Source organism: Corynebacterium otitidis ATCC 51513 (assembly GCF_000296405.1).
Classification (GTDB): domain Bacteria; phylum Actinomycetota; class Actinomycetes; order Mycobacteriales; family Mycobacteriaceae; genus Corynebacterium; species Corynebacterium otitidis.
Genome location: NZ_JH815192.1, coordinates 441,729 through 458,423, shown reverse-complemented (window position 1 = coordinate 458,423; position 16,695 = coordinate 441,729). Strand labels below are relative to the sequence as shown.

Genomic DNA, 16,695 nt, shown 5'->3' with positions numbered 1-16,695 from the left:
GGCAGGAAATCCGCGGGTATCGCCTCGAGGTCCACGGCGGTGTAGTCCTGGTTGTGCTTTAGGCTCGGGTTGGGTTGTTTGATCATCGGGGTGGCCACACCGAGATGCGGGCCCTGAAGAATCACCCGATCCCACGAGCCGGGCACCGCGTAGCCGCGATCAAACCAACCTTTGCGCTTATCGATGCTCTCGTCCCAGCCACGCGAGTACTGCAAACCCAGCTCCGCAACCCGCGGGGCCTTCGCCAGCGTCTGCAGCACGCGGGCGGCGTCGGTGTTGACGGTGTAGACCATGCGCGCCTCACCTGCCGGGGTATCGGAGTCCTCCATGAGGTCGGCCCACAGGGTAAGGGTGTCGGTGGTGACGTGTTGGATTCGATCCGCATGCGGGCGCAGATCCCAGCGGTCGTTGTCGTCTTTCAATCCGGGCACGGGGCCGGTGCCGTCGTGTTTGAGCGAGTCGCGCGCGGTATCCGGGTGGTAGAGCGAGACGGCTTGGATGAAGTCCGGGGCGGCCTGTCGCCCGGCGTACACGTGCACCCCGTACTTGACGAGATCGTGGATGTCGAAGAGCTTCAATTCGTTGACGAACTGCCAGTGGCGGCGTAGCCGCAGGTAGGCCTGGCGGCGCAGCGGTGCGGCTTTCTTTTCGGTGAAGTGCGATTCCGGGTGGATCAGCCCCACCACCCCGCCGGGCGCGGTAAGCGACCAGGTGGTGGGCATGAAGCAGCGGTATAGATCGGTGCGCTGCCCGGCCAAAAGCTGGTAGCGCACCGGGCTGGAAAGAAACGAGCTCGTCGCTTGGGTAGCAGCCGAGTCGCGCACCACGGCGTCGGTCACGCCGGGGTGGGTGAGGACCTGGTGTTGTTTGGCGGTGGTTTCTTTCTGGGTGTGTTTCCCGGTGAGCTTAAACCACGGGTCGAACTCGCCGATGACCATCTCGTCATCGCTACGGGGACGTACCCAGGGTGGGTTTCCGGTAACGAGGTCGAAGCCGCCGCTGGTGGCGAACACGTCAGAGTAGTCGAGCTCCCAGTGGAAGAATCCCTGCCGCGATGCGACCTGGCGGGCAACAGTGAGCCACGGGTGACGAGACTCCACCTGGTCAACACGGCGCGCCCCGCCAAAGGAGAGGAACTGCTTTTCCGCCTCTGCGAGTTCGAACCAGCCGTCGGCCTCACCCAACTCCAGCTGGCCGCTCGTGCCACCGGTGCGTTTGAGCGGGTCTTGGCCGAGGAGTTCTTCGAGTGTGGTGAGCCATTCGTCCCACTCGGGCGGAGCCACCCGCACTCTGTCAACCACCGTGTCGTTGTCGGTGAGTGGCCAGAACGTCAGCGCCGACCAGGCATCCATCACCAGCCGCAGCCTGCGGTAGGCATTGTTCTCGTCCCCGGTGAGCCAGTCTTCGATCTCCGATCGAGTCACCACGGTCTTGTCGACAGCACCAGGGTTGGTGACATCGGTCTGTCCCCAGACGGGGATGTCGCGTTTGGCGTGCTGGTTGGCGATGCGCATCCGCTCCGCCGACGAGGCCCACAGCACCTCGACACGCCGCGAGAGCGCCACCAGACGTTTCACCTGCGAGGAATCCGGGCTCTTCTGCACGCTGCGCCGCCAGGCCTTTACGTTCTTGACGTGGTCGGCGGCAAGCTTCTTCACCGTTGCGGAATCCACACCGGCACCCCACGTCGAGCTGGGCAGCAGGAATGACCACACCCGACCAGCAAGACCACTGGTTTCGTCTACCCCACCATCGCTCTGGCTGTGGGGGAAGGCGACCGGGTCGGGCTGGGTTTTCAGCCAGGCCTTCTTCTTCAACTGATCTCGCCTGTAGGCGCTGCGGCGCGCCCCGATGAGTGTGTTGCCTCTTCTCAGGTGCAGCCCGAACCACGGGGCGGTCAACTCCCCGGTCATCGTCGCCAACCACAGAGAAATCTCTGCCAACTCAACCGCCGTGGAGTTCAAGTCGACGCCGTAGACGCGGTGCAGCGCGATCCACGCCTTCACCCGCTGCAGCTGCAGCTGGAACTCCGCCGGCTGGATCCGCTCATCCAGCTCGTCCTGTTTCTTTTTCAAATACAGGTGGGCGAGTTGGTCGACGGCCTCCACGGCGAACGCGCCGGAACCCAATGCCGGCTCCAACACACGGAGATCCAGCACGTCATCGGCGGACTGGATGCGTCCGGAGGATTCGAGTTCGGCGATCGCCTGGCCGACGGTGAAACTGGTGAGCACCTGTGGGGTGTAGAACGACGCCGAGCGGGCACGGTCGCGGCCGGAGGCGTGGAAGACGAAGTCGCCGGGCTGGTAGCGCACCGGGATGCTTTCCACACCGGCACGCCCGTGGTCGATGCGGCGCACGACGACGGAGTCGTCCGGCAGCTGGCCGGCGATATCGGAGGTGTCTTCGACGACCCAGCTGCCTTTGGTCCGGTCGCCGCCGGGTGCGACTTCGACGAGTTGTCGGTTGGCGATGGTGCCGTGGAACGACATCAGCCCCTCATACACCTGCCCCAGCTGGGCGACCCCCAGGCTGGCATACGAGACGAAGCCGCGCTGCCGGCCCGGCCGCTCCGGAGTCAACAGCAACAGCCGCAGCACGGAGATCAGAGTGTCGTTGTTCAACCCGAACTTGTCGATCAGGCTGGTGGCCTCGTTCGAGAAGAGGTCGGCTTCTAGGCCGCGGAAGACTAGTCCGGGGTCGCCGGCGGCATCATCCGGCACCCACGTGTCATCCCTCGCCGGTTTGTCGGGGTTGTGGCCGGTGGAGATCAACCGGAAGATCACCTGCAGCGAGTCATATACATGCCGTCCCAGGCTGGCCTGCAGACCCGTCGGCGGCGACAAGATGAGCTCTTTTAAGCGGGCGGTGCCGTAGCCCGCCTCGTATTCCGGCACCCCGGCGGGCAGGATCTCCAGTTCGGGGGATTCCTCGGCGAAGAGGACGAACATGATCCGGTAGAGATACCGCAACGCCTGCCGGCCGATCAGCTCACCATCGTCTGGGGTGAGGGTGATGCCTGCTTCGCGGTGCTGGGCGGCGACATCCTGGCCGATCAGCTCGACCGACTGGCGAATCGCCTCACGTAGATCGTCCGAGACCGCCGCTGCGGCCTTGCGTGACTCGGCGAGGGTGGCTTCCAGCCACGAGTCCCGCTCCGGTAGGTGGGAGAGGTTTTCTCTGCAGGTGAGGCAGACGGCGTGGGCGGTTTCCCCGGCCTGGGTGATATCGGCGCGTTCCACGACGGCAGCGAGGTTGATCGCGAGGTATTTGCCCAGCGGCCAGCTGTCGCGTTCAGCCACCACCAGCCAGCCGCCCGCAGCCACGAGCACGAAGACGGGTGGTTCGTCGGCGAGGAAGATCTCGGTGAGCAGTTTGAAGACCGGCAAGCCCCCGCCCCGCGGCGTGCTGGCCGCAATGGCTTCAGGGGCGTTACCCGCATTGACGGTTTCGGCGGTGTCGGCACCGGCGAGATCGTCGTTCTCCTCGCCGATGTCGGCTGCTTCAGTATCGACGTTGTTTCGTGGTGCGGGTCCGGCAATCCACCTCTCGTCCCGGGTCACCGTGTTGGCGGGTCGGGCGGTGGTTTCCAGCTCGGAGATATCCGCCACCGGCTCCGCCGCCAATGCGACGACACCGTCGGCGGTGGAGGCCGTCAGCTCGAGCTGGCCCTGCGCGGTCTCGAATGTGACACGCTTCGGGGTGCGGTAGCCGAGCGCCTCGAGAATCAGCGGCGTCGCCTCGTTGGGATGGTCGAGCAGCGTCTGCTGGATCGTCGCTCGGGCTGTCTTGAATCGGCCCCAGGAGGTGAGGATGCCGGGGGTTTTCTCGTCGTCGGCGAAGTCCCGGATCCGGTTGCGGACCCTCTTGGTGAGCGAGTCGCCTTTGGAGTCGGTGGAGGTGAAGTAGAAGTCGGGCAGCAGCTCGTCGACGTTGATGATCGAATCAAACCCAGCCACCGACAACCACGCCCCTCTGCTTGTTTCTGCCGTGCGTCCATCACCGGTGTCTTCACGCGTTACGCGCTCGCCGGAACGTTGCACTCATGCTACCGAGCGGCCGGACGGTCGCGGCCTGACTGTGCGGGCAGTCTGGGTTCGGTGGGCGAGCCTGATGTGCTCGCTCTTCAGAGCAGCTCGCGTAGGTCGTCGAGGGTGGCGGTCGACTCCTCGGCGCCCTCGCCGGGAGTCTCGGCGGTAAGCCTTCCTCCCTCGATCCGGAGGACCGCGAGCGGGGAGTCGACGAGTCGATAGGAGCCGGCAGACTCACCCTCGGCGAGAAAGACCACGAGCGGTCCAGAGGTGCTTCCGTCGAGAGCAGCTAGCAGGGCCGGATCTTCGGGACGAGCCACATCAAGCTCGGCTCCGGTGCCCGCATCGCCAGCCAGGGGCTCAACCAGGGTCAGACGCAGTGAGGGATCGTCTCCAGCGTCCCCGGGGGATCGAGGTTCGACGATGGCGACGAGGTCCGCACTGTTAGCCACCGTCCTGAGGGCCGCATGGGGTGTTGACGATTCGGGCCCTGACTCTGGCTCTCCGAAATCCATAGGCGCCGCGGTCTGGACCTCCCCGTCGAGGTTGACGACCAGTGCTCCGGCGCCGGCGAGTAGGGCGATCGCGGCCGCCGCGGAAAGGGCGGGATGGGCGATGAGTCTCCTCAGCGGGGTGCGGGGAGCGTCTTCCGACCGACCCGATTCCCGAAGGGAGCCGAAGGGCCGTCCGGTGATGGCCTCGAAGTCCTCTAGTGCCCGCGGACTCAGCCCGTCGCCGGCTTGGGGGCCCGCGGGGCGGGCTCTCCTGATCCTGTCGGCCAGCGGGTCGTTCATCGCCGTCCTCCTCCAGGTAATGACGGGGCTGCCGGTTCGCCGAGTATCGCCGCGAGTCTTTTCCTCGCGCGCAGAAGCCTCACCCGCACCGCGCCCGCGGAGCAGCCGAGAACCGCGGCGATCTCCGCGCGAGAGAGGTCCTCCCAGTAGGCCATGCGCAGGATCTCCCGGTCATCCTTCGCCAGGCGGCGCAGCGCGTGGGCGACGACGAGCGCGGCGTCCGTGGCGCCCTCGCCGGCGGCGTCGCGTCGCCCCGCGCCGAGCGTGGCGAGGTAGTCGAGGTCCCTGCGGGCCCGGCGGTACTGGTTGGCCACCAGGTGGCGCAGCGTGGTGTACAGCCACGGGGAGGTGAGCTTCCTGCCGGAGCGGTGGTACTCGAAGGCGATGCGGAATACCTCCGAGGTGACATCCTCGGCGAGGGCGCGGTCGCGGATCCGCTGCCGGGCGACGGCGAAGATACGCGGCTGGTGCTCGGCGTAGATCTCCTCGAAGGAGGACCCCGTGGCCATCGTTTCGTCCGGTTGCCCTAGCTCGGGTCGTTGACCGCGAAGTACTCGGTCGGCTCGCCTGCCGCCGGAGATTCGTCGGGTGCGGGCTCGTAGCCCCCAGAAAGCTCCACGTCTCTTCCAAAGGGGAATCTCCTGCCCGCCGGGAAGGATGAGCGATGAACTTTCCGGGAAGAACTCGGTGCCGGCGGGGAAATAGAGCCCGTAGGTCTGACCCTCGTCGCTGATCCCGACGAGCACTCCGTCGGAGCCGGGCCAGATGATCCCCTCGAAGGAGGATTCGGGCGCACCGACGTCCGCGCTGGCCTCGTAGGTGAGAATCACCGGGTCAGGGGCGGGCGTGGGCTCTGGGCTGGGCATGGAGCATCCTCCTATGCGCAGGGCCAGCGCGGTGAGAGTGACGATAGCCGAGCGAGGGCCTAGGAAACTGCTCATCGGCTCTTCTTATCCGGTGAATACTCGTGCGCCGAGGGCAGTCTCGGCGGCACGGATAGACGTGAAGGTCGAGTACCCCCCGGACTTCCCGTAGTGAACACCCAGGGCACGGCCGCCCGAGTACCACGGTCCGCCGCTATCGCCGCGATTTGTGAACGTCCCAGAGGTTTGCACTAGCCGCTGAATGAGTCCGTTTTTCGAGTGCACCGCGTGATTCGCCCGCCGGATCCTCGTGCACGAGGACTGAGCCCTCGTCTTGCCATAGTTGCAGGCGGTGGCGCCAGCCACCGGAGTCGCTGTCCCGGTAATCGCGCGTGTCGAGCTAGCGCGCGAGACGCGAACACTATTGCTGATCCGGTCTGTTGTCGAGTGGAACTGAGAATCCCCGAGCGCGCCAATGTGTGCTCGGACGAATCGTAAAGGAGCTGTGCTTCCCGCTGGGCTGCCCGCAGAATTTGGGCAATGTCCCGCACTGATTGCACCGCGCACTCCACGTGCTGTGGCGGCGAATCCCAGCGTGCAACCGTTCACCGAGTTGCCGCCGCGGAGCACTTCGTCGACGGCAACGCTGGCGGGATCGGGCTCGGCGACCGTCTCCACCGGGGCGGAGGCGAGGACGTCGGCGATTCTCTCCTCGGCTTCCGCAGGGGCGTCCTCGGACTCGGCGAGGTGGTAACCGAAGTGAATTTCCCCGTCTTCGGTGATGTCTCCGGTGAGCCCGTCGAGTTCGGCGGCTTCAGCCAGCTCCTCCATGAGATCGGCCCTGATCTGCTCGAGCTTAACCTCGCCGTGAGCAGCGTCGGTACGGATCTCCACCGGGAAGCCGAGCGATTCGAAGCGTTCGCGCACGGGCGCGGGCGGCTCGCCGGTGAAGGTCACCCGGCCGCGTGCAGCCGCGGGCTCGTTCTCTGGGGTCCAGGCCGCCGAGAGGAAGATCTCCGAGGCTGCGGCGCGGCCGTGGTCTATTGCGGCGAGAAACTCATCCTCGCCTATGAGCCAGTCCCGGGCGGTCGCCTCGTCGATACCCAGCTCTTCGGCGAGGAGCTCCGCGTCGTCGATGAAAATTTCTCCGGCGTCTTGGCTGGGCTCGGAGGCGGGCGCAGGCGCCGCCGAAGCTATGTGGGGAGTTGTTGTCAGCAGGGCCGCGGCCAGCGCCGCGGCGAGCGTGCGAGAGATCATCGTCGGACCTCGTCCTTTCCGCCGCGGACCGGACCGCGGCTCAGTGCCGCGGGCCGAGACGACAACAAGGGGTGTGGGCCCGCACCTTGTACATGTCTGGCGAGGTCCTGGCGTTACACGCCTCGCCGAAGAGACGACCAACACGGCCAATCCATTAGCTTGGATTTTTATGAACGCTTCGATTAGCTCGCGTCGGCCGTCAGGCCTGCTCGATGCGGCGACGGGATGGGCGTCGCGCCACGCGTGGTTCATCGAGGACGAGCTCGAGGCCTTCGCCGGCCTCATCCGCCCGGACTCGGTGTGCGTCGACGTCGGCGCCGAGTTCGGGCTCTACACCTCGCAGATGTGGCTGCGCTCCAGGGCGCAGGTGCTCGCCGTCGAGGCGAACCCCGTGCTGGCCGGGCGTCTGGCTCGTGCGGCGCGGCTGCTCGGGGACCGCGGCCGGCTCACGGTGAAGCGCGCGGCCCTCGGGGAGGAGGACGGAGGGGAAGTGCGCCTCGCTGTGCCGTACCGCCGCGGCCACGCGGTCTACGGGCGCGCGTACGTCGCCGACGACCTCGAGCCGGGGGAGATCTACCGCGACGAGTTCTCCGAGACCCGGGTGTTGAGCACCCCGCGGCGCAGCCTCGACTCGCTCATCGGGGAGCTCAACCTGCCGCGGGTCGACGTGCTCAAGGCCGATATCGAGGGCGCCGAGCTCGAGATGATCCGCGGCGCGCGCCGCACGCTCGAGAAGTACCACCCGGTCGCCATGCTCGAGATCGAGGAGCGCCACCTCGAGAAGTACGGCCACTCCGCGGCCGACGTCTTCGACGAGATGGCCGCCCTCGGCTACCGGGCCTTTGCCCTGGAGGGGGACCGGTGGCGCCCGACGGCCGGGCTCGTCGACGGGCGGCGCAACTATCTCTTCGCCGCCGAGTAGCGGCAACCCGGACGGAATCGTCGGGCGGTCCCGCGGCAGCGGGGCGCGGCCGCCGGACCCAGGTCGGCGCCGCCGCCCGCGCGCCCCGGGGCGCGCTCCGGCCGGGCGGCCGTTGGCGCGGGTGGCGCGTACGGTGGCGGGGCATGGCTATCGATGTTGATATTTGGTCCGATTTCGTCTGCCCGTTCTGCTATATCGGCAAGCGCAACCTGCAGCTCGCCGTCGACCAGACAGACGGCCTCGAACGCGGGGACGTGCGGCTGCGCTGGCACGCCTTCGAGCTCGACCCGAACGCCCCGCAGGAGTCCGAGGGTACCGTCGCCGACAGCGTGGCGAAGAAGTACGGCGTCGACCAGCAGCAGGCGATTGCCTCGCAGGAGCAGATCGCCCGCGCCGCCGAGGCCGTGGGGCTGACCTTCAACTGGCGCACCGCCAGGCCGGGCAACACCTTCGACGCGCACCGGGTGTTTCAGCTCGCCGAGGGCGACGAGCAGGCCGACCGCGCCGACGAGGAGCTGAAGAAGGCGTACTTCAGCGACGGGAAGTGCCTCGGCGACCACGAGGTGCTCACCGACATCGCGGTCAACAAGATCGGCCTGGACCGCGAGGCCGTGGAGGAGGTTCTCAACTCCGACAAGTACGCCGACGTCGTGCGCGACGAGGAGAACCAGGCCCACCAAATGGGGGTCAACGCCGTGCCGCACTTCGTCATCGGCGGGAAGCTCGCGCTGAGCGGCGCGCAGCCCCCGGAGATGTTCGCCGCCGCCCTGAACCGCGCGGCATAGCTGCGCGACGGCCGGCCGCGCCCCGCTCGGGCGCGGCCCGGTGATTTAGCTTTGTCGACTACGTGAGAAGGGGCCCCGACCCGGCGACGAGCCGGGCCGGGGCCCGTCGCGCCGCGGGGGCGAAAAGATGGCCGCGGGCGCGGGGCGCGGTGGGGTATGACTTGGGGCATGTCTACTGACGAACCCGTCCGCGCGCGACTGCGCCGCACCGACGCCGCGACGACCGGCGAGCTGCTCCTCGACCGGCCGAAGGCGCTCAACAGCATCAACCCCGAGATGAGCTCGATCATCGCCGCCAAACTTGAGGAGTGGCGCGGCGAGGTCGACCAGGTGGTCATCGCCTCGAGCTCGCCGCGGGCGTTCTGCGCCGGCGGGGACGTGCGCCGCGCCCGCGAGTTCGTGCTCGCCGGCGACGAGCCCTCGGCCGAGGCGTTCTTCGCCGAGGAGTACGGCGTCATGATCACCCTCGAGTCGTACCCGGTGCCGGTCGTGGCGCTCGCCGACGGGGTGGTCATGGGCGGCGGTTTTGGGCTCGCCGCGCACTCGGGCTCGCTTGTCGTCACGGAGAACACCGTCGCCGCCATGCCGGAGACCCCCATCGGCTTCAACACGGACGTCGGGATGAGCTACACCCTCCAGCGCCTCGACATTGATGCCGACGAGGCGACCCGCCGGGCGCTCGGCCGCTTCCTTGGGCTCACCGGCTTCCGCCTCAACGCCGCGGAGCTCCTCTGGTCGGGGCTCGCGAGCCACGCCGCGCCGGCGGAGCGCCTGGCCGGGCTCAAGGACGAGATCGCCGAGCGGGGCGCCGAGGCCGCGCTGCGCGACTCCGCGGTGCCGCGCGATGCCGCCGGGGAGGCGCCCGTCGGGCTGGGGGAGAACCGCCTCGCCCCGGCCTTAGAGAGCATCGGCGAGGTGTTCTCTCCCGACACGTGGGCCGAGATCGACGCGCGCATCGAGCAGTTGCCCAGCGAGGCGGGCCCGGGCCGGCTCGGCCGCGACGAGGTGCGCGGCCTGCTGAGCGAGGCGGCGCCGAGCTCTCTGGTGGCTACGGCGGAGCTCTTCGCCCACACCGCGCACTCGGCCTCGCTGAGCGACGCGATCGCCGCGGAGGACCGGCTAGCTAAGCACATGCGCGGCCAGCCCGACTTCGCCGAGGGGGTGCGCGCTGTGCTCGTCGATAAGGACCACGATGCGAGCTTCCAGCACGCCTCCACCGCCGAGGTCGACCCCGAGTCCTACCGCCGCGCCCTCGCGGGCTAGCGAGACTGCCCGGGATCGTTGGGTCGGTGCGCCCGCCGGGGCGCGCCGCCCGAGGCGGGGCGGCGGGCGCGGCCGGGTCGGCGCCTAGAACTCGGCCCCGTCGAGCCCCTTGAGCTGCGAGGCCGCCAGGCCGCGGGCGGCGGCGTAGGCCGCGGCCGCGCGGCCCCGGTCGACGCGCTCGGGCAGCCAGCGCTGCGCGCGGCGCAGCGCGGCACTCGCGGCGGGGCGACTGGGCGCGGGCAGGTGCAGCTCTGGCGCGTCGGCGAGCACGACGGCGGTGACGCCCTCGGCGACCTCGACGTCGAGGCGCGTCCAGGAGCGCAGCACCGGGCGGATCGCCTCGCCGAGGCGCAGCTCCTCGGCGAGGCGGCGCGGCAGCGCGGGGGTGAGGAGCGGGACGATGCCGTGGCGCCGCCCGAAGCGGCGCGCCCGCTCGGAGGCCTCTCTCGCCCGGTCGGGGAGGTTCTCGTCGGCCCAGCCCCACGTCCACCGCGAGCCGGTGTACGTCGCGGCGACGATCGCGCGCGCGGCGACGGCCCGGCCGGCGTCGCGGGAGGCGATCTCGACCGTGTTGTTCTTGAGGTCGAGCTCGGCGTGGGCGCGCGGCAGCGTCCCGTCGAGGAGGAGCTGGTGCTCCGCGGCGAGGTACGCCGCGTCGGCGAGCATCCCGTCCGGGGAGTGCGACTCGGCGGAGTCGTCGATCGCGCGCAGCGCGAAGCCCTCGGGGGAGAACTCCACCCGCGTGCCGCGCCCGTCGCCGAGCCGCAGCCAGCCCGGCTCGGGCTCGGTGAGCGGGATGCCCAGCTCGCTGGCCCACGACTCCACGGCGCGCCGCGCGAGGCGCTGCGCGGGCAGCCCCAGCGAGGAGAGCCCCTCGGCGATGAGCATGCGGTTCGTCGCGCGCGGGGTGGCGGCGAGAATCTCCTTGGGCACGTCGACGGCGACGGCCATGGCGGTGCCGTCCTGGCGGGGCACGAGCCACACCGGCTTGCCCCCGGCCATCGACGTGGCGGCGGCGACGTGCCCGTCGGTGATGCGCTGCGGCCCGGAAAGGAAGCCCGAGCCCGCCCAGCGCGGGTCGCGGGCGTCCTCGGTGGCCCAGAACCAGCCCTTGTTCGCGATCTCCGCGACGCGCCGCCCGGCGAGGTCGAGGGGCTCCGCGCGCTTCCGGGAGACCCGGAGGCTCACGGGGGCGTCGGGCTCGGGCTCGGTGAGCACCGCCGGCGGGTTGACGCCGTTGACCGTGAGCTCGGTGACCTCACCGAGCTCACGGCGCAGCGGCAGCCGGTGGGCGGCCAGGGCGATGGCCCCCTCGGCCTCGGCGCGGGCAAGTTCCTCCGCCATGGGCGTCGTTCGCGGCATGGGGGCCATCCTAGCGCCGCCGCCCGGCCTCGCCGGCGCGGCTTTTCGCGGCGCGCCCGGGCCGAATCCATGGGTGTGATTCGCGGTGCGCTACAGTCGCGTGGTCCTCCGGGAAGAGACGCGCGACCCACGCGCGCTCCCCGGTGAGGGGCGTCTCGGCAATCCCGGGACGCGGGCCGCTCGTCCCGGGATAATCGGACGAAGGCTAAAAAGCCCCGATACGGGGTCAGGACACACCACGGCAGTAACACACACCCAGGGAGGTAGCGCCCGTGACCGAGCGTGCCGAGAAAGACAGCGGCGGCAGCGCCGCCGAGACCGACAAGGCCGCCAGCCCGGCGATGGCGGCGACGAAGCGCTCCGCGGTCATGGGGGCGATGTTCCTCATGGCCACGAGCGCGATCGGGCCGGGCTTCCTCACCCAGACCAGCGCGTTCACCGCGCAACTGGGCGCGGCGCTCGCTTTTGCGATCGTGCTCTCCCTCATCGTCGACATCGGCGTGCAGCTCAACGTGTGGCGCGTCATGGGCGTGTCCGGGATGCGGGCCAACGAGCTGGGCAACACCGTCGTGCCCGGGCTCGGCTGGGTGATGGGCGCGTTCGTGTTCTTCGGCGGGCTCGTCTTCAACGTTGGCAATATCGCCGGCGCGGGCCTGGGCCTCAATGCGATGCTCGGGATGGACGCCACCGTCGGCGGGCTCATCGCCGCGGGCGTCGCGATCGTCGTGTTCCTCTCCAAGCGGGCGGGCGCGGCGCTCGACAAGATCGTCGTGTTCTTAGGCGCCGTGATGATCCTGCTGACCCTGTATGTGGCGATCAGTTCCCAGCCGCCGGTCGGGGAGGCCCTAAAGAACGTCGTCGCGCCCGAGCAGGTCGACGTCGTCGTCATCACCACGCTCATCGGCGGGACCGTCGGCGGCTACATCACGTTCGCCGGCGCGCACCGCATCATCGACTCCGGGCTCACCGGACCCGAGCACGTCGGCACGATCACCCGCAGCTCGATCGCGGGCATCCTCGTCACCGGGGTTATGCGCATCGTGCTCTTCCTCGCGGTGCTCGGCGTCGTGGCCACCGGCGTGTCGCTGAGCCAGGACAACGTCGCGCGCGACGTGTTCTTCCATGCCGCCGGCGAGATCGGCGTGCGCATCTTCGGGATCGTGCTGTTCTCCGCGGGGCTCACCTCGGTCATCGGCGCGGCGTACACCTCGGTGACGTTCGTGACGAAGCAGTCGACGAGGCCCGCGGTGCGCACCGGCATCACCGTCGCGCTCATCGCCGGGTGCGCGCTCGTCTTCGCGCTTCTCAAGACCCCGCCGCAGACGCTGCTCATCTTCGCCGGCGCGTTCAACGGGCTCATCCTGCCCATCGGCTTCGCCGTCGTGCTCTGGGTGGGCTTTAGGCGCCGCGACCTGCTCCGCGGCTACCGCTACCCGCGCTGGCTGCTCGCCGTCGGTGTCGTCGTGTGGCTCTTCACCGTCGTGCTCGGCATCAGCTCCGTCGCGGGCATCGCGGCGCTCTGGCAGTAGGGGGCAGCCGATAGAAAAGCCCCGCCCGGGCCCGCGCCGCGGGCTAGAATGCGGTGATTCCTTAAAAAAGGGGCGCGGCCGCCGCCGGCGCGCCCCGGCCCGCGCGGGGCGCTGGAGCGCCGCGCGGGGATCGATGACTCCGCCCCAAGGAGGCGCCGCGATGCTCGTCCGCCCGACCCCGGGCCTGCGCCTGGCCTACCTCGAGTCCTATCGCGCCTTCCGCGGCGCCGAGCAGCCCGGCGCGAGCCTCGTTAAGGGCTGGCGCCTGGAGAACCCCGACGTGTTCCGCCGCTGGGTGCGCCTCCTGCGCGCCGAGGAGTTCGTCGCGCGGCCCGGTTTGGTGCGCTCCGCTCAGTTCTGGGTCGTCGAGCGCGGGGAGGTCGTCGGCTCGATCCAGCTGCGCCTCGAGCTCACCGACGCGCTGAAGCGCCGCGGTGGGCACGTCGGCTACTCGATCAGGCCGGACCGGCGCCGCCGCGGCTACGCCGCCCGCGCCCTTTACGACGTGAAGCGGCTGGCGCGCCGCCGGGGCCTGCGGCGCCTGCTGGTCACGTGCGACAAGACGAACGCGGGCTCCCGCGCGGTCATCGAGAAGAACGGCGGCCGCCCGGCGGTCGAGCTCGACCGGGGAGAGGGCGACCCCACGGCGCGCTTCTGGATCGAGCTCTAGGCCCTCGGGATCCCCGCCGAGGCCTGAAGAGAGAGGGGGCGCGGCGCCGCGGCGCCTCTAGGCCGGCGTGCTGGCGCGCTCGCCGTCGGCGCGCCCGGCGAGCAGCTCTCGGGTGCGCGCCAGCTGCGACTCGAGCAGCGCGGCCGCGCCAGAGCGGTCGCCGGCGGCGACGAGGTCGGCGACGGCCCGGTTGTCGGCGACGAAGCGGGCGTGGAAGCCGGGCACCGCCGCGGCGATGCGCAGGAAGCCCAGCCGCATGAGCGCGAGCAGGCGGCCCATCTCCCGGTCGAGGTGCCGAGAGCCCGCGGCGGCGACGAGCATGCGGTGAAACTCCTGGTTCGCGTCCGCGACGGCGTCGAGCTCGCCGTTGTCGCGCAGCGCCTCGGCGCGGGCGACGAGCGCCTCGAGCCGTCCCTCGTCGAGGCCCCCGCCGAGGCGCAGCGCGGCGGGCTCGATGACGAGCCGGGCGGTGTAGATCTCCGCGACGTCGGCGGCGCCCGGCGCGGCCACGACGACGCCGCGGTGCGGCTCGCGCACGAGGATCCCGTCGGCGACGAGCGCGGCGAACGCCTCGCGCAGGGTGTTCCTCGACACCCCGAGGTGCGCGGCGGCGCGCTCCTCGGGGAGGCGCTCGCCGGGGCGGAGCCGCCCGGCGGACGCGGCGCGGCGGAGGGTGTCGGCGGCCTCGCTGGCGCGCACGCTAGGAGATCTCCGCGATCGTCTCGCCGGAGGAGAGCCGGTCGCCCTCGGCCGCGACGCGCTTGAGCGTCCCGGCCTTCGGCGCGGTGAGCGAGTGCTCCATCTTCATCGCCTCGAAGGTGGCGACGACGTCGCCCTCGGCGACCTCGTCGCCGTCTGCGGCCTTCCACGAGGTGAGCGTCCCGTCGTAGGGCGCCGTCACGGCATTGTCGCCGCCGGCGGCGCTCTTCCCCGAGTCGTCCGAGCCGTCCGCGGCGCCGGCGGGCGCGGGCCCGGCGGCGAGCAGCCGGGTGGGCACGCCGATGCGGTGGAGGCGCCCGTCGATCTCCACGGCGAGGTACTCGCGCTCCTCGTTGACCTCGGCGATGTCGACGCCGGGCTCGAGGGTGGGCTCGTACTCCTTGTCGACCCAGTCGGTGTAGACCGACAGGGAGTCCCCGACAAGGGCGGGGTGGGTGACCATGTCGCGGTGGAAGGGCAGGACGCTGCGCACCCCGCGGATGGTGAACTCGGCAAGCGCCGCGCGGGCGCGCTTCAGCGCCGTGTCGCGGTCGGGGCCGGTGACGACGAGCTTGGCCATGAGCGAGTCGTAGTAGGGCGGCACCGAATCCCCGGCGGCGACCCCGGAGTCGACGCGGATGCCCGGCCCGGTGGGGACGGTGAACTCGGTGACCTTCCCTGGGCAGGGGGCGAAGCCGTTGGCGACGTCCTCGGCGTTGATGCGGAACTCGAACGCGTGGCCGCGCGGAGTGGGGTCCTCGGTGATGCTGAGGGGCAGCCCGGCGGCGGCGCGGAACTGCTCGGCGACGACGTCCACCCCGGAGGTCTCCTCCGTAATCGGGTGCTCGACCTGGACGCGGGTGTTGACCTCGAGGAAGGAGACGGTGCCGTCCTCGGCGACGATGTACTCCACCGTGCCCGCCCCGAGGTAGCCGGCCGCGCGGCAGATCTCCCGGGCGCCCTCGGTGATGTCGCGGCGCTGCTCGTCGGTGAGGAAGGGAGCGGGCGCCTCCTCGATGAGCTTCTGGAAGCGGCGCTGGGTGGAGCAGTCGCGCAGCCCCGCCACCACGACGTGGCCGTGGCTGTCGGCGAGCACCTGCGCCTCGACGTGGCGGGGGTGGGTGAGGAACTTCTCGACGAAGCACTCCTCGCGCCCGAAGGCCTCCTTGGCCTCCCGCCCGGCGGAGGCGAACGCGTCCTCGATGTCCTCGCGGTTCTCCACGACCTTGAGCCCGCGGCCGCCGCCGCCGAACGCCGCCTTGATGGCAATCGGCAGGCCGTGCTCGTCGGCGAAGTCGCGGGCCTCCTCGAAGCTCGACATCGGTTCGTCGGTGCCCGGCGCGAGCGGCGCGCCGACCTTCTCGGCAAGCGTGCGGGCGGTGATCTTGTCGCCGAGCTTCTCGATCGTCTCGGCGCTCGGCCCGATCCACGTGAGGCCGGCATCCGAGACGGCGCGCGCGAAGTCGGGGTTCTCGGAGAGGAACCCGTAGCCGGGGTGCACGCAGTCGGCGCCGGCGCGCTCGGCGACCTCGAGGAGGGCGGGGATGTTGAGGTAGGTCTCCGCGGACGAGGAGCCGGGAAGGGCGTAGGCCTCGTCGGCGACGCGGGTGTGCAGGGCGCCGGCGTCGGGCTCGGAGTACACGGCCACGGACTCGATGCCGAGGTCGCGGGCGGCGCGCGCGACGCGCGCGGCGATCTCGCCGCGGTTGGCGATGAGCACGCGCCTTAAGGGAAACTCGCCGGATTCGGCCATGGGGATGGTGTCCTTTCTCTACGCGGGGTGTCGCGGGCGTGGGAAACCAGCGGCGGGAAACGGGGGAGGGGAGCGCCCGGCCCGCCGACCGAGGGCCGGCGTTCGGGCCTGGGTCTTTTAGGGGTCGACGAGGCGGAAGTCGACGAGCGAGCCGGGGGAGAGCTGGGCCGCGAGGTCGAGGTCCTCCTCGAGGACGGTGGCGATGACCGGGTAGCCGCCGGTGACGGCGTGATCGCGTAAGAACACGACGGGCTCGCCGCTGGGCGGCACCTGGATCGCCCCGGCGGCGATGCCCTCGCTCTTGAGCTCCCCGCTTCTCGCGCGCTTCAAGGGCGCGCCGCCGGAGTCGAGGCGCAGCCCCACGCGGTTGGAGTCGGGGGTAACCGTGAAGTCCCGGCCCTCAAGCTGCCCGGCGCCGCCGGCGAACCAGTCGTCGCGCGGGCCCGGCACGGCCCGAAGCGTCGCGCGGTCGCGCCCGCCCTCGCGCCCGAGGCTAAAGGGGTTGGTCGCGGCCCTGGCGGGGCGCGGGGCTCGGGTTGGCGCGCCGGAGAGCACGTCCCCGGCGGCGAGGGGCTTCGGCCCCAGCCCGGAGAGCTGGTCGCTCGACAGGCTGCCGAGCTCCTCCCCGTCGGCGAGGATCCCGCCGCGCAGCGAGAGGTAGCGGCGTTGGCCGCGCTCGGGCGGCGCGACGGTGAGCCTCGCGCCGGCGGGCAGGAGGATCGGCGCGGCGGGCTGGCAGCGCCGCGCGCCGGCGCTGGTCTCGACGG

Annotated in this window: 13 protein-coding genes; 5 read left to right on the top strand and 8 right to left on the bottom strand. The window is 70.5% G+C overall.

What is annotated here, in order from left to right; translation table 11 throughout:
• From HMPREF9719_RS02015 to HMPREF9719_RS02000, 4 genes are all read right to left on the bottom strand, one after another.
• A partial coding sequence (locus HMPREF9719_RS02015) for a DNA methyltransferase (protein WP_004600297.1) occupies positions 1–3,959 on the bottom strand: 3,959 nt, incomplete at its 3' end.
• A 167-nt stretch (positions 3,960–4,126) separates the two neighbouring features.
• Complete coding sequence (locus HMPREF9719_RS02010) at positions 4,127–4,825, bottom strand: hypothetical protein (protein ID WP_038075039.1); 699 nt, start codon at positions 4,823–4,825, stop codon at positions 4,127–4,129.
• Positions 4,822–5,691 carry an RNA polymerase sigma factor gene (locus tag HMPREF9719_RS02005; protein ID WP_004600295.1) on the bottom strand — a complete coding sequence of 290 codons (870 nt, stop codon included), beginning with the start codon at positions 5,689–5,691 and terminating at the stop codon, positions 4,822–4,824. Before HMPREF9719_RS02005 ends, HMPREF9719_RS02010 begins: the two co-directional genes overlap by 4 nt.
• Before the next feature lie 84 nt (positions 5,692–5,775).
• Positions 5,776–6,945: a S1 family peptidase gene (locus HMPREF9719_RS02000; protein ID WP_004600294.1), complete on the bottom strand. Its 1,170-nt coding sequence runs from the start codon at positions 6,943–6,945 to the stop codon at positions 5,776–5,778.
• Between the two features lie 169 nt (positions 6,946–7,114).
• Here HMPREF9719_RS02000 and HMPREF9719_RS01995 point away from each other — a divergent pair, with 169 nt between their 5' ends.
• The 3 genes from HMPREF9719_RS01995 to HMPREF9719_RS01985 all read left to right on the top strand — a co-directional run bounded on the left by HMPREF9719_RS01995 (position 7,115) and on the right by HMPREF9719_RS01985 (position 9,915).
• The gene (locus HMPREF9719_RS01995) at positions 7,115–7,867 is read left to right on the top strand and encodes an FkbM family methyltransferase (protein WP_004600293.1); all 753 of its coding nucleotides are present in this window, start codon (positions 7,115–7,117) and stop codon (positions 7,865–7,867) included.
• Between the two features lie 143 nt (positions 7,868–8,010).
• Entirely contained in the window at positions 8,011–8,652 is a 642-nt protein-coding gene (locus HMPREF9719_RS01990; protein WP_004600292.1) for a DsbA family oxidoreductase, read from the top strand.
• Positions 8,653–8,820: 168 nt separating this feature from the next.
• Positions 8,821–9,915, top strand: a complete 1,095-nt coding sequence (locus HMPREF9719_RS01985; RefSeq protein WP_004601763.1) for an enoyl-CoA hydratase/isomerase family protein — start codon at positions 8,821–8,823, stop codon at positions 9,913–9,915.
• Between the two features lie 84 nt (positions 9,916–9,999).
• On the opposite strand, the gene HMPREF9719_RS01980 is transcribed toward HMPREF9719_RS01985, so the two are convergent.
• Positions 10,000–11,277, bottom strand: a complete 1,278-nt coding sequence (locus HMPREF9719_RS01980; protein ID WP_004600290.1) for a DUF6882 domain-containing protein — start codon at positions 11,275–11,277, stop codon at positions 10,000–10,002.
• Positions 11,278–11,549: 272 nt separating this feature from the next.
• On the opposite strand from HMPREF9719_RS01980, the gene HMPREF9719_RS01975 reads away from it, so the two are divergent.
• Complete coding sequence (locus tag HMPREF9719_RS01975; protein ID WP_004600289.1) at positions 11,550–12,806, top strand: NRAMP family divalent metal transporter; 1,257 nt, start codon at positions 11,550–11,552, stop codon at positions 12,804–12,806.
• A 160-nt stretch (positions 12,807–12,966) separates the two neighbouring features.
• Positions 12,967–13,476, top strand: coding sequence for a GNAT family N-acetyltransferase (locus tag HMPREF9719_RS01970; protein ID WP_004600288.1), 510 nt, complete (start codon positions 12,967–12,969; stop codon positions 13,474–13,476).
• Between the two features lie 57 nt (positions 13,477–13,533).
• Here HMPREF9719_RS01970 and HMPREF9719_RS01965 read toward each other — a convergent pair whose 3' ends face one another.
• From HMPREF9719_RS01965 to HMPREF9719_RS09380, 3 genes are all read right to left on the bottom strand, one after another.
• A complete protein-coding gene (locus HMPREF9719_RS01965; RefSeq protein ID WP_004600287.1) occupies positions 13,534–14,175 on the bottom strand; it encodes a GntR family transcriptional regulator in 642 nt (213 codons plus the stop codon).
• Position 14,176: 1 nt separating this feature from the next.
• Positions 14,177–15,928 (bottom strand): acetyl/propionyl/methylcrotonyl-CoA carboxylase subunit alpha, encoded by a 1,752-nt coding sequence (locus tag HMPREF9719_RS01960; protein ID WP_004600286.1) that lies wholly within the window; start codon positions 15,926–15,928, stop codon positions 14,177–14,179.
• A gap of 117 nt (positions 15,929–16,045) precedes the next feature.
• Positions 16,046–16,695: 5-oxoprolinase subunit C family protein (locus HMPREF9719_RS09380; protein WP_004600285.1), on the bottom strand; the 650-nt coding region annotated here is incomplete at its 5' end.